General features: G+C 35.5%; 15 protein-coding genes. 11 read left to right on the top strand and 4 right to left on the bottom strand.

Features of this window, described 5'->3' with window-relative positions:
- Positions 1-122: 122 nt before the first annotated feature.
- The 5 genes from Q3Y49_RS01680 to Q3Y49_RS01660 all read left to right on the top strand — a co-directional run bounded on the left by Q3Y49_RS01680 (position 123) and on the right by Q3Y49_RS01660 (position 3685).
- Complete coding sequence (locus tag Q3Y49_RS01680) at positions 123-623, top strand: Fur family transcriptional regulator (protein WP_303270482.1); 501 nt, start codon at positions 123-125, stop codon at positions 621-623.
- A gap of 93 nt (positions 624-716) precedes the next feature.
- Positions 717-1064 (top strand): HepT-like ribonuclease domain-containing protein, encoded by a 348-nt coding sequence (locus Q3Y49_RS01675; RefSeq protein ID WP_303270481.1) that lies wholly within the window; start codon positions 717-719, stop codon positions 1062-1064.
- A 2-nt stretch (positions 1065-1066) separates the two neighbouring features.
- Positions 1067-1390, top strand: a complete 324-nt coding sequence (hpf, locus tag Q3Y49_RS01670; protein WP_303270480.1) for a ribosome hibernation-promoting factor, HPF/YfiA family — start codon at positions 1067-1069, stop codon at positions 1388-1390.
- A 199-nt stretch (positions 1391-1589) separates the two neighbouring features.
- Entirely contained in the window at positions 1590-2243 is a 654-nt protein-coding gene (locus tag Q3Y49_RS01665) for a TlpA family protein disulfide reductase (protein WP_303270479.1), read from the top strand.
- The gene (locus Q3Y49_RS01660) at positions 2240-3685 is read left to right on the top strand and encodes a GAF domain-containing protein (protein WP_303270478.1); all 1446 of its coding nucleotides are present in this window, start codon (positions 2240-2242) and stop codon (positions 3683-3685) included. Before Q3Y49_RS01665 ends, Q3Y49_RS01660 begins: the two co-directional genes overlap by 4 nt.
- Before the next feature lie 3 nt (positions 3686-3688).
- Here the strand turns inward: Q3Y49_RS01660 and Q3Y49_RS01655 are convergent, their stop codons facing one another.
- Positions 3689-5506, bottom strand: coding sequence for an ATP-binding protein (locus Q3Y49_RS01655; protein WP_303270477.1), 1818 nt, complete (start codon positions 5504-5506; stop codon positions 3689-3691).
- A gap of 119 nt (positions 5507-5625) precedes the next feature.
- Entirely contained in the window at positions 5626-6432 is an 807-nt protein-coding gene (locus Q3Y49_RS01650; protein WP_303270476.1) for a 5'-nucleotidase, lipoprotein e(P4) family, read from the bottom strand.
- Between the two features lie 187 nt (positions 6433-6619).
- Between Q3Y49_RS01650 and hemB the strand changes: the two genes are divergently transcribed.
- Together hemB and Q3Y49_RS01640 are read left to right on the top strand one after the other, a co-directional pair.
- Positions 6620-7594: a porphobilinogen synthase gene (hemB, locus tag Q3Y49_RS01645; protein WP_303270475.1), complete on the top strand. Its 975-nt coding sequence runs from the start codon at positions 6620-6622 to the stop codon at positions 7592-7594.
- Between the two features lie 146 nt (positions 7595-7740).
- Positions 7741-9450, top strand: a complete 1710-nt coding sequence (locus Q3Y49_RS01640; protein WP_303270474.1) for an amidohydrolase — start codon at positions 7741-7743, stop codon at positions 9448-9450.
- Between the two features lie 149 nt (positions 9451-9599).
- Here the strand turns inward: Q3Y49_RS01640 and Q3Y49_RS01635 are convergent, their stop codons facing one another.
- On the bottom strand, positions 9600-10070 hold the full coding sequence (locus tag Q3Y49_RS01635) for a hypothetical protein (RefSeq protein ID WP_303270473.1): 471 nt from the start codon (positions 10068-10070) through the stop codon (positions 9600-9602).
- Between the two features lie 164 nt (positions 10071-10234).
- On the opposite strand from Q3Y49_RS01635, the gene Q3Y49_RS01630 reads away from it, so the two are divergent.
- Both Q3Y49_RS01630 and Q3Y49_RS01625 read left to right on the top strand, forming a co-directional pair.
- Positions 10235-11341 (top strand): 2Fe-2S iron-sulfur cluster-binding protein, encoded by a 1107-nt coding sequence (locus tag Q3Y49_RS01630; RefSeq protein WP_303270472.1) that lies wholly within the window; start codon positions 10235-10237, stop codon positions 11339-11341.
- 75 nt (positions 11342-11416) lie between these two features.
- The gene (locus tag Q3Y49_RS01625) at positions 11417-13126 is read left to right on the top strand and encodes a M3 family oligoendopeptidase (RefSeq protein ID WP_303270471.1); all 1710 of its coding nucleotides are present in this window, start codon (positions 11417-11419) and stop codon (positions 13124-13126) included.
- Between the two features lie 287 nt (positions 13127-13413).
- Here Q3Y49_RS01625 and Q3Y49_RS01620 read toward each other — a convergent pair whose 3' ends face one another.
- Positions 13414-14049, bottom strand: coding sequence for a peroxiredoxin (locus Q3Y49_RS01620; protein ID WP_303270470.1), 636 nt, complete (start codon positions 14047-14049; stop codon positions 13414-13416).
- 406 nt (positions 14050-14455) lie between these two features.
- Between Q3Y49_RS01620 and Q3Y49_RS01615 the strand changes: the two genes are divergently transcribed.
- Positions 14456-15436, top strand: a complete 981-nt coding sequence (locus Q3Y49_RS01615; RefSeq protein ID WP_303270469.1) for a polyprenyl synthetase family protein — start codon at positions 14456-14458, stop codon at positions 15434-15436.
- Positions 15436-16053, top strand: coding sequence for a rhomboid family intramembrane serine protease (locus Q3Y49_RS01610; protein WP_303270468.1), 618 nt, complete (start codon positions 15436-15438; stop codon positions 16051-16053). Before Q3Y49_RS01615 ends, Q3Y49_RS01610 begins: the two co-directional genes overlap by 1 nt.
- The last annotated feature ends 84 nt before the right edge of the window (positions 16054-16137 follow it).

Genomic DNA, 16137 nt, shown 5'->3' with positions numbered 1-16137 from the left:
GGAAAGGGTAATTGAAAAATTCTTGTTTAGAATTGCTTTAAACTTTGTTAAAAAAGACTGCTGCTATTTCAAAGCTCATATTCAAAACCTAACTTAGGCTTTAGAAAAAAATAGTTTGAAAAATGTCGATGTCTAAACCCGTGATGAAGGAAATTTTGCAGCGTGCAAAAAACATATTAGATGAGTATCTTAATGATCAGCATTTGAGGAAAACTGCCGAACGTTATTCTGTTTTAGAAGAAATTTATTATTTACCACAGGATGAACATATAGATGTAGAAACACTCTTCCTAAGAATGAGAAATAAAGAATACACTATTTCCAGAGCCACAGTTTATAATTCAATCGATCTTTTGGTGGAGTGTGGATTGGTGGTAAAGCATAATTTTAAGGATAAAAATGCACTCTATGAACCTGCTTTAACCTATGAACATCATGACCATTTGGTTTGTAATGACTGCTTGAAAATCAAGGAGTTTTTGGATCCAAGTATTGAGGATATCAAAAAAAGAGTTGGTAAGTCAGTTGGATCTGACATTAAACATCATTCGTTAGTTTTTTATGGAGATTGCACAATAGAGAATTGTGAGAATTTACAAAGAAAACAGGCCGTTACTGATTGATTAATAGGTAGAAAGCAGTCTGACCATCTTCTTACGAAATCTACAATTCAATAAAAACCGTAACAAAACCCCATTGTAATCGCTTAATATAGCATGATGCAATTACAAGAAACAATACAACATTTAAACCGAATAGTAGATAATATAGCCCAAGTTAATGCCCAAATTGACGGGATGACATACGAGGATTTTCGTAAGAATGAAACAGTAAAAGAAACCGTGTACGAGTATCTACAAGAAATTGGTCAAGCCGCAAGAGAATTGTCCGAAAACCAAAAGTTACCGAGTGAAATCAATTTGGAACCATTGGTAGCGTTTAGAAATGCACGATACAATCAAGAGGCAGAAACAGGTCATCAGCAAGTATTTAATACACTTCCTGATTTAAGACTTATTGCGGAAACTATTGAAAAATCAGATTTATACCAAAATAATTTATAATAATGGATATTACTTTAGAACCTGTAGACTTTAATATAAGTCAAGAATTGAATGATCACATGCGGGAGATGTTCAATAAACTTTCAAAATACAACGATCAAATTGTTGGCATTGATTTGTATTTAAAATCAAATGCAAATGATGAGGATAAAGAAAAAACGGTTGATGCAAAAGTTTTTTTACCTGGAAATGACATTTTTGTCTCGGGTAAGGGTGACAACTTTGTTTCTGCAGCCCAAGACTGTTACGATGTTGCCAAAAGACATGTCAGAAAAGCTAAGGAAAAAGTGAAAGACAGACAGCAGCACCGACCTGATAAATACTAAAAGACCTATTTATAACATATTTGAACTGCCTAAGGTACCAGAGATTTAAGTCTAGTGCTCTAGGTAGTTTTTTTGGTATTGGCAAAACTTGACCAAGTAGCCAGCTCTCCTGAAATCCATTGCTGTGTAATTTTTCGTACTTCTTTAAACAATAATGAATTAAAAGGATTAGCTTTAGCAAGCAATAGGGGAGTTTTTTATGAGAGTAGCTTTAGCGGGTTTGTTGATCTTATCGGTCTTAACAGGGATAGGATTAATTTTTTGGCATCAAGAATGGAAATTTTCCAGACCCACACCCATACCAGCTGGATATAGCAGCCTTCAGCGTGGTGATTCAGTCTCAAAAACAGTTCTTGCTTCTTTAGAAATCGGGGAAGAAGATCAAGCTTTTATTCATTTTTACAATTTCGATTGTCCATGCTCTAGATTTAACATCAAAGAATTTCAAAACCTCGTGATCCAATATGGTTCAAAGGTGAAATTTTTAGCGGTGTTGGAAACTGTCGAAAGAAATGAAAGTGAAATTGAGGAGTTTAGAGAGAAATATAGTTTAGGTATAGATGTCCATTTAGATAGTGAAGGAGTAATAGCAAGCGAATTAGGAGTTTACAGCACACCGCAAGCGGTTTTAATAAAAAATCAGCAAGTGTATTTTAGTGGCAACTATAATAAAGCAAGATTCTGTACTACCCAAAACACCAAATTTGCAAGTATAGCACTGAGCGCAATGGTCAGTGATAAAGAACCACCAGTTTTCCCAGAATTGGCAAGCATAGCTTATGGTTGTGAGCTACCTGCAAATGGAAATACGGATACAAGAATTGATAAATTTTTTAATTTTTTAAATTTATGACCGCAATCGCAAAAGAAAAGTTCAAACCTTATTTTGATGAAATATATAGGAGGGCTGATAGAGTTACTGAAATTACCATTGGAGGATATTTCCTTTTTGGATTGTTTTTAGCCTTCTTCTATGATACTTGGCTGGTAGGACTCGGAGTGGGATCATTGTCTTTAATTTTATACTTTGGAGTGAAGTTTTTGCTCCGTGGAAAATACGTCCATCACTACGTAGGAAGCTTAGTTGTTGCTATTTTTATGGCTCAATTTATATATCAGATGCATGGGTTGTTTGAGATGCATTTTACAGCCTTTGTTGCGGTCATAGTTTTAATGGCTTATCAAAACTATAAAGTATTTATACCGGCTACAATTTTCATTGTAATGCACCACGGCATTTTTGCTTACATTCAGTATTTGGGTTTTGTAAATAATGAGGAGACCTATCAATCAGTTTATTTCACTCAGTTGGATTACATGGATTTGCAGACATTCCTTTTCCATGTTGGCTTGGTTGCTGTTGCTGTAGTAATTGCAGCGTCCTACTCTATATACACGCGAAACAGGTCAAAGTTTTTGATTCAAAAAATGATTGAAAGTGAAGAGCAAGCAGATATAACCAAAACCAATATCCTTTTTGCTAAAGAAATAGCCAATAGCAATTATGATAAAGAATTTGATTTGAACGAAGAAGATCCTTTAAGTAGTGCACTGATGGATATGCGAGAAAGCTTAAAGAAAAGTTCGATTAGAGAAGAACAGGAGCGTTTTACGAACAAGGGCTTGGCTGAACTATCCAATATAATTCGAGATAACGGTAGTAATCTTAAGGATTTGACTTATGAGGTTATCGAATTTTTGGTAAAATATATGAAGCTCAATCAAGGAGGATTTTTCATTGTAAAAGAGGAGGGGGATGATACTTTTCTCGAATTAGAAGGCTGTTATGCTTATGATAGAAGAAAGAAAATCAATAAAAAAATTCAGCCTGGAGAAGGTTTGGTTGGTCAGTCTTATCAGGAAAAAGACAGCATTTACCTTACTGAGGTTCCCGAAAACTATATTAACATTAAATCTGGGTTAGGAGATGCCAATCCGCGGTCTATAATAATTACCCCAGTTAAAAGAGATGAATATATTGAAGGGATAATGGAACTGGCGAGCTTTAGAGTATTAAAAGAATATGAAAGAGATTTCTTGGAGAAGGCAGGGGAGAGTATCGCAGTGGCTTTAAACACTGCCAAAGTGAATCAAAAAACCACCGAGCTCTATCAGCAATCTCAGCAACAGACAGAAGAAATGAGAGCACAGGAAGAGGAGATGCGTCAGAATATGGAGGAATTATCTGCGACACAGGAAGAAATGCAAAGAACTCAAAAAGATTATGAAAAGATGCTGGTTGATGCACAAAACGAAAATGAAGAATTAAGGAAACAATTGGCAAGTAAGCTTTAACAATTACGAGATGGGAAGTGCTACGTAAAATGTACTTCCCTTGTGTTCTTCTGATTCTACCCAGACTTCGCCATTCAGTAAATCCACATACTTCTTAACTATTGATAAACCTAAACCTGTAGAGTTTTCACCACCCGTGGGTTGTGCACTTAATTTTTGAAATTTTTTAAATATCATTGATTTATCTTCATCTGTGAGGCCAGGACCTTCGTCCCGCACTGAAAATATTATGTTACCCTTTTTTCGCTGTGCATCTACAAAAATATCGGTGCCTCGTTCAGAAAATTTGATGGCATTTACTACAATATTTTCTAAAATTTGGGTAAGAAAAAGATGATCAGATTTTAGTGAGATGTTTGCCTGCGAATTATAATGTATTTTTATTTTCTTTTTATCGGCAGAAACTTTTAAATCATTTTTTACCGATTTTAGCAATTCTTTTATATTAATATCTTCGGGAATAACCTTCATTCTATTCCCCTCCAGTGCATCAAAATCCAGGATCTTAGTTATCATTTGGTTCAATCTTTCGGCTGAATCCTTTGCTTGATGTATTATTTTTAAATCATCATCTTTGAAATTTTTGTTTCCTACCTTTAATATCTCCAGCAGTCCTGTAATTTGATTAATTGGAGATCGTAAATCGTGGGCCAGAATCTTTACTAAGTTATTTTTTTCTTCATTTAAATTAGTCAATTGTAAATTTCGATTAGACAACTGTTCATTTTTATTTTGAATACTTTGTTGTTGTCGCTCTATTTGTTTGTTTTTGCGACTCAGTATTTTCGCTACTTTTTGTTCTCTATAGAAGAGTATAATAATGATAGCCAATAAACCAGTAGTAACAATAGCTATTATAATGTAAGTGACGCGGGTATTTTTTTCTTTTTCTATTAATAAATTGGCATTCTTTAATTGCTCCAATTGAATTTCTTTTTCCTTAGTCAGAATAGAAGCACCTAAATTCTCTTGTCCATATAGGCCGTCTATAAAATTATAGAGTTCCGGCCCCATGTATTTGGAAGTAATATTTGCCAGTTTGGTACTGGTTTTGGGATCCGCAAGAAATTCATTGAAAATTTCTATCCAGTCGCTGTTTTTAGGGGCAATAAAAGCATACCCATTACCTTTTATAGTGAAGAAGTTTTGTCGTGTCAATGTTCCTCCTCCTTTAATCAACATCAGGTATATAGGTAAGTCTATAAATCCGAATCGATCGTCATCCTGACTAATCTCATCAAGGATGTTTTTATCAGATTCAATGTATAAAATCTCAAAATCTAAGTTCAGCTGTTTTCTCAATTGCAAAAGAAATTGCTCATAAGTAGTTCCCTTAATGGTGACTGCCGTCATTTGAGACATCATTTTGTTGATTTCCCCTAATGTCCGAACTATTGGGGTGCCTTTACTTGATACCAGTACGGCAACATCCGATAAGTATGGTTTTGTAAAATCTACTATAGTGTTCCGTTTCTCAGTTATTGAAAAGGCTGAAACCCCAAATGAATTAGGCTTTGGTTCAGAGCTAATATGCTCTAAGATGTTATTAAAACTATTATTTTCAATCCATTTTAACTCAAGGGTAACATTATATTTGTTTTGAATATAGATTTGAAATGATTCTAAAATCTCTACCTCTAGTCCTTCAGGATTTCCACTCTGGTTTTTGTAAATAAACGGATTAGAGATGTACCAATGTAAATTTAGTTTGGCATGACCTTGTTTTTGAGCTTGGTGCCAGCTTTCAGTCTGACCCATCACCGGAACTTGCGAAAGAAGCAAGAGATTTACAAAAATGATCAGGACACTTCGAATTCTCATATTCGGTCTAAAATTTAAACAAAATATGAAAATTATATAAGTATCTGAAATTTAATCTATAAGTTGGGATAATTAAAGGTTAAAACACGCGGTCTGGAAGACCTATTTCTTACAGAGCGTCAGTTTGCAGCGTCAATGACTTTTCTCCTCATTTCAATTTTTTCTTCGTAAGTTCTAGCGAAGTCATTTTCATAAATTGCTGATTCCCATTCTCCGTACATTGGATTAGGAAGTATTATGAAATTGTGTAGTACTTCTTTATAATTTTTCTTAACTAAATTTTTTCCTAATGTAGAATCTCTTTCTGCAAATTTCTGACTGTAATCTGTCAGATTATCTCCAACATATAAGAGTATGTTGTGCCTGGCCGCAACCATTTCTCGTCTCTCTGACTTATCACTTTTTGTTGTCCGTAAGAATAAATGGTCTTTTTCAGCTTGTGGCAACTTAAGTGTTTTTAAGTTTTTCAGCGTTGGTTCGAAGACGTTTATTTTTCTGTTGGAGATATAGAAAATCTTTACTCCTAAACTATCAGCAAAATTTAAAAAGTCAATGGCCCCAGGCAGCGCCTCAGCCTTGGCCTCTGTGCACCATTTTCCCCAACTTTCTGAACTGTAATTTTCTCCTTCTAAAAATAATCTTGCCTCAAAAGGACTGTTATCCAGAACAGTTTCATCTAAATCAAGTACAACTGCGGGAGGGAAAGCCGAAGTGGTTAAGGTGTCCATTTTCATTTTCAGTAACATTTTCCCTTTATCGTATGCCTGTAGAAAGGATAACTCCATTTCGGCAGATTGTTGAAACCATAAAGTAGCATTGCCTAATTGCAAGGATAGCTTTTCAGCCGAACTGAGAGATTTTTTGCTTGAAAAATGATCGCAAGAGCTAAAAAACAAGGTGGCGATGATGAAAATTACAGGACGCATTTCTTTAATTTTAAACCTACCGCAAATTTAGAAGGTAATTCGGTAAACAGAAATACTATGTAGCCAGGAAGAATGATTTTTATTATATTAATTAATTATAATTGAGTTTTTATGCACGATTTTTTAGTTCACATTCGATTTTCCATCTGATAAAAGTTTAAATTTGAATGATCAAAAAGAACATTTTATGTTAATAAGACCAAGAAGAAACCGTAAATCAAAAGCCATTCGTGAAATGGTCGAAGAAACGACCCTCACTACCAAAGATTTTATCTTCCCTTTGTTTTTATTAGAAGGCCAAAAGAGAAAAGTGGAGGTCGATAGTATGCCCGGGATTTATCGTTTTTCAATTGACTTGATGCTGAAAGAAATAGAAGCCTGTCTAAAGCTGGGAATTAAATCATTTGACGTCTTTCCTGTGGTTGAAGAAAAACATAAGGATAAAATGGCAACTAAAAGTGCTGATGAGAACTTTTTCTACTTGAAAGCTTTAAAAGAAATTAAGTCTAGTTTTCCAGAGGCTTGCATTATGACAGATGTAGCCATGGACCCATACAGCAGTGATGGGCATGATGGCATAGTGGACGAAAATGGCAATATTCTCAATGATGAAACGCTGGATGTTTTGGCAGACATGGCTTTGGCACAAGCCGCAACAGGAATTGATATAATTGGTCCATCTGATATGATGGATGGCAGGGTAGAATATATTAGAGATGTCTTAGATGAAAATGGTTTTGAAAATACGTCCATTATGAGTTATTGTGCTAAATATGCATCTGCTTTTTACGGTCCCTTCCGTGATGCCTTGGACTCTGCACCGAAATCTGGTGATAAAAAAACCTACCAAATGAATCCGGCTAATAAATATGAAGCTTTAATTGAAGCTGAGTTAGATGCGCAAGAAGGAGCAGATTTTTTAATGGTTAAACCCGCCTTAGCCTATTTGGATGTGATTCACTTGCTGAAAGAGAACAATGAATTACCAATAGCTGCCTATAATGTAAGTGGCGAATACAGTCTTATTAAAGCAGCTGCTGAGAAAGGCTGGCTAGATGGAGAAGCCGCAATGATGGAAAGTTTATTGAGTATCAAAAGAGCAGGTGCAGATGTGATATTAAGCTATTTTGCAAAAGAAGCTGCTCAAGTATTGAGAAAATAGTGCTTTAACCATATCCGCAGCATGGTGCTTATCTTAGACTGAGTAAAAGCTTGATATTGTGGTGTCAAGCTTTTCCATTCAAATAAACTTTATTGTTTATCTGTGATTTTAAAATTACTTTCAATCAAAATTTTAATTATACCATAATGAAAATAAAAACTATACTATCAATATTGGCAATTTTCAGCTTTTTGAGTTGCCAAAATCAGCAAGAATCAGCCGAGCTCATCATAAAAGGAGGAACCATTTATACAGTTAATGATAATCAACCTACTGTGGAAGCGGTCGCAGTCAAAGACAATAAAATACTATTTGCAGGAAGTGAGGCTGAAGCTGAAAAATATATAACAGAAAAAACTCAGCAGATTGACCTCAAGGGGAAAACTATGACTCCAGGCTTTATTGAAGGGCACGGTCATTTTATGGGCTTAGGTTACAATGAATTAAATGTGGATTTACTTCAGACAAAAAGTTATGATGAAGTGATCCAAAAAGTGAAAGAAGCTGTTGATGCGGCAGAACCGGGCCAATGGATTACAGGCAGAGGTTGGCATCAAAGCAAATGGAATAAAATGCCGGATAATACTATTAATGGTTTTCCATTGCATCATGCGATAAGTGAAGTTTCACCCAATAATCCAGTTTATTTACGTCATGCGAGCGGTCATGCAGGTATGGCTAATGAAAAGGCCATGCAAATTGCAGGCGTATTACCTTTATCTAAAGAGAGTATGGCTAATCTGGATGTCGAAGGTGGGGAGATTTTTAGAGATGGTAAAGGTAACCCAACTGGCGTTTTCAATGAAAGGGCGATGACCTTAATTACCCAGCATATTCCTGAAAGCACACCGGATAAAGATCGAAAAGCTTTTGAATTAGCAGTAAAAGCTAGCCATAGAAATGGGATTACCAGTTTTCATGATGCAGGTATTGGTAGAGAAAATATTCAGCTTTACCGCGATATGAAAGCCGAAGGTAAATTGGATGTGAGAATGTATGCCATGCTCACAGGTTGGGATAAGGAGCTCTTAGAAGAATGGTATAAGAAGGGGATAGAAGTGGATAGTGCTCATCTATTAACCATTCGCTCCATTAAATTAAATTGCGATGGCGCTTTAGGATCAAGAGGGGCATGGCTTTTGAAAGAATATACCGACCAACCTGGTCACTTTGGGCATGAGACTTTACCAATGGAATTTGTTTACACTACTTCTAACAAAGGCTTGCAAAATGGCTTTCAAGTTTGTTCTCATGCTATTGGAGATAGGGCCAATCAGGAAATTTTAGACAGATATGAAAAAGCTATGAAAGAAAATGCTGATCAAACTGAGAACCACCGATTCAGAATTGAGCATGCCCAGCATTTACATCCCGATGATATACCAAGATTTGCTGAATTAGGTGTTATTCCTGCTATGCAAGCTGTTCATATGTCTTCCGACCGTCCTTGGGCGATTGACAGATTAGGAGAAAAGAGAATTAAAGAGGGCGCTTATATGTGGCAAGCATTATTACAATCAGGAGTTCCGATTGTTAATGGAACTGATGTGCCTGTTGAACCTATTGATCCTTTAGCTTCATTTTACGCAAGTGTGAGTCGTAAAACTTTAGAAGGAACTCCTGAAGGTGGATACGAACCAGAACAAAAAATGACTAGGGAACAAGCATTAAGGTCTTATACGTTAGATGCGGCTTATGGTGCTTTTGAGGAGGAAATTAAAGGATCAATAGAAGTGGGCAAACTAGCCGATTTCACTATTTTTGATAAGGATATTATGACTGTTCCTGAGAATGAAATCCTAGATACCAATGTTGCTATGACTATTTTTGATGGTCGTGTGGTTTATGAGAAATGATTTTAATATCTGATTATAATATCAGCTCTGAAGGCAGACATTATAAATTGAAACCGATTTTCAATGGGACAAGATCCCCACCTTCGCGGGAATGAACAGTAATAAAAAAAGGTCCGAAATTTCAGACCTTTTTTTTGTTATTTATTTTATCAACTGTCAATTGCTTCATAATTCTCTATATTCTCAGGCAACTGGATATCAGCTAACAATTTTTCTTCCAATAAATCTGCCCAAGCTTTCATATAATCCACCACATCTTCTTTGCTATTATGGTGTAATTTTATTCCTCTTTCCCCCATAAACCTTCTCACTTCCTGATTCTTCAGTCGTTCCAGATCAATCATATCGTTTCTTTCCAGTCCGGAATCCATCATACTGGATATGATTTCGTCCATTGGCATGGAGCTAATGCTACAATAATCCTCTACTTGATCTGTCCAATCACCTGATTTTCTCATGGCATATTCATGGATTTCTCTTTTGCTGTAGGGAGTGAGTTCTTGAGCTAAATGTCCACAATTACAACCGCCCATATGGCCCCATTGGTAATGAGTTCCCTCTTGAATTTTCTTAGCAGCAGTTCTAATCGCTTTTATAAGTTTTATATTGGGTCTTGCCATAATTTTATTTTTCTTTTTGTAACTATCTATTTACAAGGAAAGTTTATTAAATGAATTGAAATTGTAAGCATTTTTCGAATTAATGAGCGAAAATTGTCAAAGCTTGTTAATTTTGCTTAACTATTATAGAAACATTGAGTTTACTCATATAAAACTAAAGAAGCATGGCATTTAATTTTTTCAAAAAGAAAGAAGATAAAGAGAAAAAGAAATCTAATCGATACAAGGAGTTAACAGTTCGTCAAGTCATCAATGCAACGGCAGATGCGATTGTAATAGAGTTTGAAAAGCCTGAATGGGAAATTTCATATACAGCGGGGCAATTCCTAACGCTAATCACTGATATTGATGGTGAGAGCGTAAGAAGAGCTTATTCTCTTTGCACCTCTCCATTGGTAGATGAATACCCAGCCGTTACTGTGAAAAGAGTCGAAAATGGAAAGATGTCCAATCATTTAAATAGCAATTTAAAGGCTGGCGATAAACTTCAGGTATTGGAACCAATGGGTAATTTCACGACTGAGGTGGATGCTAATAAAAAGCGACATCTGATCATGTTTGCCGGAGGTAGTGGAATAACTCCTATGATGGGAATTTCAAAATCAGTTCTGCATGCTGAGCCAGATAGTATTATTTCTTTGATCTATGCTAATAGAAATTTAGAGTCAGTAATCTTCAAACAAGAGTTCGATAAGTTAGAAGATGAATATGAAGGCAGAATGCATGTGATTCATGTACTGGATGATGCCCCAATTAATTGGCAAGGTGAATCCGGTTTGCTGAATGAAGAGATGCTGAAAAAAATCTTAGATAGAATTCCAAACTGGGGTAAGGATCAGACACAATACCTAATGTGTGGTCCGGAAGGGATGATGAAGAATGTAGAGCAACATTTAGACATTTTTGGTATTGATAAATCCAATGTTTACAAAGAGAGCTTCGTACAAGGAACTATCGATAAAGCGGAAAAGACAGTTAGCGAAGAAACTCAAGGTGATGAGTATGAAGTAACTATTCTGTTCGATGGAGAGGAATATAAATTTCCAGTTCCAGCTGATAAAACTATCTTGGAAACTGCATTAGATATGGATATCGATTTACCTTTCTCATGCCAAAGCGGATTATGCACAGCATGTAGAGGTAAGCTATTATCGGGAACTGTCCGAATGGAAGAAGATGAAGGTTTGTCAGATGCAGAAAAAGAGGAAGGATTTGTGTTGAATTGTGTTGGCCATCCGACTTCAGCTGATGTAAAAATTGAAATAGGATAAAACATTAAGAGAATAAACCAGTAAAACAGAAAGAGGGCGATATGTCCTCTTTTTTTATTTAATCGATTGGAAATTATGGATTTTGAGATAAAAGAAAGACAATTTTTACCCAAGGATTTTAAAGTAAAAGATTGGGAAACGCTAAAACCATATTTTGAAAAATTATTGGATCAAGACATTGATTCGGATGCAGATCTGAAAAAATGGTTTGCTGACCTCAGCGAGTTAGAAGCTGTGGTATCAGAAGATATGGCTTGGCGCTATATCAAAATGACTTGCGATACTACCGATGAAAAGTTAGCGGCTTCTTTTGAAGATTTCGTAAGAAATATTCAACCTCATATTGCTCCTTATAGCGATAAATTGAATAGGAAAGCATTGGCATCTCCCCATTTATCAGCTGTTAAGGAAAAAGAAGGCTTTGACATCATGATCAGAGAGATGGAGAAAGATGTGAGAATATTCAGGGAGGAAAATATTCCCTTAGAAACTGAAATTTCCAGCCTTTCACAACAATATGGTGCTATTTCTGGGGCGATGGATATTGAGCATGAAGGAAAGGAATTAACCCTTCAACAAGCAGCAGTAAAGTTACAATCAACTGATAGGAAATTAAGAGAAGAGATCTACCAAAAGATTTCATCAAGAAGATTAGACGATAAAGAGAAGCTGGATGATCTGTTCAATGAACTAGTGAAATTGAGAACCGAAGTGGCGATAAATGCTGGCTTTGACAACTTTCGTGATTATATGTTCGCTTCCATGGGGCGATTTGATTACACTCCACAAGATTGCTTTGATTTCCATGATTCGGTGAAGTCTGAAGTGGTTCCACTTTTAGATGAAATTGCCAGAGAACGAAAAGAAAAGCTTGATATTGATAAATTGCGACCGTGGGATAAAGCGGTTAATATATCTGGAAAAGAAGCATTGGCACCTTTTAAAGGAGCTGATGATCTTACAGAGAAAACAATCAAGGTATTCAACCAATTGGATCCTTTTTTGGGAGATTGCCTTACTAAAATGGTTGAGATGAAGCATCTTGACCTAGATTCTAGAAAAGGGAAATCACCCGGAGGTTATAATTATCCGCTCTCAGAAACTGGTGTGCCATTTATATTCATGAACGCTACTTCTACATTACGAGATATGGTGACCCTTCTACACGAAGGCGGTCATGCAGTTCATTCTTTTTTAATGAATGACTTGGAATTGAATGATTTCAAAAATCCACCTTCTGAAGTGGCTGAGTTGGCGTCCATGAGTATGGAATTAATCACCTTAGATTATTGGGATACGTTTTTCGATAATGAAGAGGACTTAAAAAGAGCTAAAACAGAACATCTGGAAGGAATTATAGAGACCCTTCCTTGGGTGGCTACTATCGATAAATTTCAACACTGGATTTACGAACATTCTGATCATACTGTGGAACAGAGAACTAAAGCCTGGAATGATATTCTAGATGATTTTTCAGATTCCATCACTGATTGGTCAGGCTTGGAAAAATTCAGAGATAATATGTGGCAGAAGCAACTGCATCTCTATGAAGTCCCATTTTATTACATAGAATATGGTATGGCGCAATTAGGTGCCGTGGCTGTATGGAAAAACTACAAAGAGAATCCTGAAAAGGGATTAGATTCCTATATGAAAGCACTGAAAATGGGTTATACCCGTTCAATCCCTGAAGTTTACGAAGCTGCGGATATCAAATTTGATTTCAGTAAAAAGAATATCAGTGAATTGATGAATTTTGTGAAAGAGGAGATGAATAAGCTTTAAGGTGCTAGTTAGAAATTTGGACAGCGATGTGAAGGTTATCAAACCGTTTAATTCCTTCTTCTTATAGTAGCCCGAATTAAAGAAAGGAAAGTTCAAAAGAACTTTCCTTTTATATCAGTTAATCAATTATGATATATCCCTGATTTTTAGCGCTTATTATTATTGACGAGCTCAGACGGTAGTCAGACCGCCTTTATAAAAATATTTTCCTATAAGGCCAATAGCTAAGAATAAAAAAAATCCTGCTCAGTTGCCCGAGCAGGATTTTGACTTTAATTATACAAAAACTATTTCTTGTTTTTAGCTAAGTAAGAAGAAACGCTTTCTCTTGATTCTTCCATCGCTTCTTTTCCTTCTTCCCAGTTTGCAGGACAAACCTCTCCAAACTTCTCAACATGTTGCCATGCATCAACAACTCTTAACATCTCATCGATATTTCTACCTAATGGAAGGTCATTGATAGTTTCATGACGAACAATTCCTTCTTTATCAATCAAGAAAGTTCCTCTATAAGCTACAGGAGTTCCTTCGAAGATTAAATCACCTTCTTCATTATAGTTCCAGTCACCAGCTAAAACGCCAAAATTATTGGCAATAGTTTTAGAAGCATCTGCAACTAATGGATAAGTAACACCTTCGATTCCACCGTTTTCTTGCGGAGTCAATAACCAAGCTAAGTGGGTTTCTTCAGTGTCAGTAGATGCACCGATTACCGCCACACCTCTTTTTTCGAACTCAGCTAATTTCTCTTGGAACGCCAATATCTCTGTTGGGCATACGAAAGTGAAATCTTTAGGATAAAAGAAGAACATCACATCTTTTTGACCGATGTACTGCTCTAAAGAAAAATCTTCTACGATTTCTTCTCCATTAATAACTGCTCCTGATTTAAATGCTGGTGCTTTTTTTCCTACTAAAGACATATTCTAATATTTAATTATTGTTAAAATTTATTATTTGATTTTAAATACTTATTTCCTTTCAATACGATCATATACTAGTGATGTTGTTCGTATACGAATTAATTTTTTCAATAAACTTTTTATTGTTTTTTGTTAAGTACATAAGACACTTAAAAAGTGTATTAGGTTTGATATATCAATGCTTTTATCTAATGACTAAACCTTTACTTTCTTTCGAACTGCAAAGGTAAGTTTGAAAATTTTGAATAACAATTGCAGGTGTAAAAGTTTCGATTGATATTTCAAATGGAATTATCAATTTTTTCTATAATAATTCCAAGCACTCTTAATTATTTCCGTACGTAAAATTAACTTTTTATATCCCTTATTATTCCTATATCTTTAGGCTTTAAATTTAATTTATTAGATGAATCCATCGATCAAAGACTATATAGTTTCTATAAACTCTGCCATAGAAAGAGAGAACTTTGGAAGCAAGCCTCAAGAACTGTATGAGCCCATTCGTTACATTATGGCTCTCGGAGGAAAGAGAATGCGTCCGCTTTTAAGTTTGTTAGCCTACCAGCTTTATCAAGACGAAATTGAAAAAGTTATACCAGCTTCTTTAGCTGTAGAGATCTTCCATAATTTCACTTTAATGCATGACGATATCATGGATAAGGCGCCTTTAAGAAGAGGTCAAGATACGGTGCATAAAAAGTGGAACGAGCCTGTTGCTATACTTTCAGGTGATGTAATGCTGGTTAAAGCTTATCAGCAATTCATTCAATATGTTCCGAATGAGAAACTCACAGAGGTCCTGGAAAAATTCAACCAATGTGCAATTGAAGTTTGCGAGGGGCAACAAATTGACATGAATTTTGAAGATCAGGAGCAAGTGCATGAAGATGAGTATTTAGAAATGATCCGTTTGAAAACTGCTGTTCTGTTGGGTTTTAGTCTTGAGTTTGGAGGGATCTTTGCAATGGATAATGAAGCTGATCATGCATTGCTGTATCAAATGGGAGTTAATGCTGGTATTGGATTTCAGTTGATGGATGATTTGCTTGATGTTTATGCTGATCAGGAGAAATTTGGAAAGCAAGTAGGTGGAGATATCATCGCCAATAAAAAGACTTATCTATTAATCAAAGCAAAGGAATTAGCTAGCGGAGAAAATTCTAACGAGCTTAATCAATGGTTAAGAGCGAAGGATTTTGATAGTAGTGAAAAAGTAAACGCTGTGAAGGCGATTTATGATAAACTCAGCATCAAGCAGCTAACAGAAACTAAAATGAATCAGTATTTTGAAAAGGCATTTAAAAATTTGGATGACTTAGATGTGCCTTCAGAGAAGAAGCTCGTCATTAAAGATTTCTTCAATTACCTTATTAACAGAGAACAGTAATGAGTACTACTTTAATTATCATTATCGTCACTTGTATAGTTAGCATTCCAGCCTTCAGTAATCCATCCCGAATGTATGCTTGGATGTTCAATCCTTATCAAATTGTGTATAGAAAGCAATATTACAGGATGATCACTTCGGGCTTTTTACATGCTGATTATGTGCATTTAATTTTTAATATGCTTACGCTGTATTTCTTTGGAGATGCGGTGGAGTACTATTTTAATCAATTGACGAATTATGGCACTTTCCTATATGTGGCACTTTATCTATCTGCAATAGTAGTTTCGGATATTCCAAGCCTTTTAAAACATAAAGAAAATCCGAATTATAATGCGCTGGGAGCATCGGGTGCTGTTTCTGCAGTAGTTTTTAGTAGTATTTTATTTAACCCAATGACAGATTTATGTTTGTATGGATTGTTATGTTTGCCGGGCTTTATTTTTGGAGCCATTTATGTGATTTATTCTTATTATCAAGGTAAAAGACAAGGGGATAATGTGAATCATGATGCTCACTTATTTGGTGCACTGTATGGGGTACTAATTACGATTGCAATCTGGCCCGGAGTTATTATGCATTTTATTGAGCAGTTGAGAACTTTTAGTTTGTTTTAAATAAGAAGCTAGAATCTAGAAACTAGAAACTAGACACCAGAGTCGAGTATTGAAGTAGTTGATTATTTGAGAATTATTGAATTA

The organism is Marivirga harenae (genome assembly GCF_030534335.1).
Lineage (GTDB): Bacteria > Bacteroidota > Bacteroidia > Cytophagales > Cyclobacteriaceae > Marivirga > Marivirga harenae.
The sequence above is the reverse complement of the archived record's forward strand: the minus strand, read 5'-3'. Positions and strand labels throughout refer to the sequence as shown.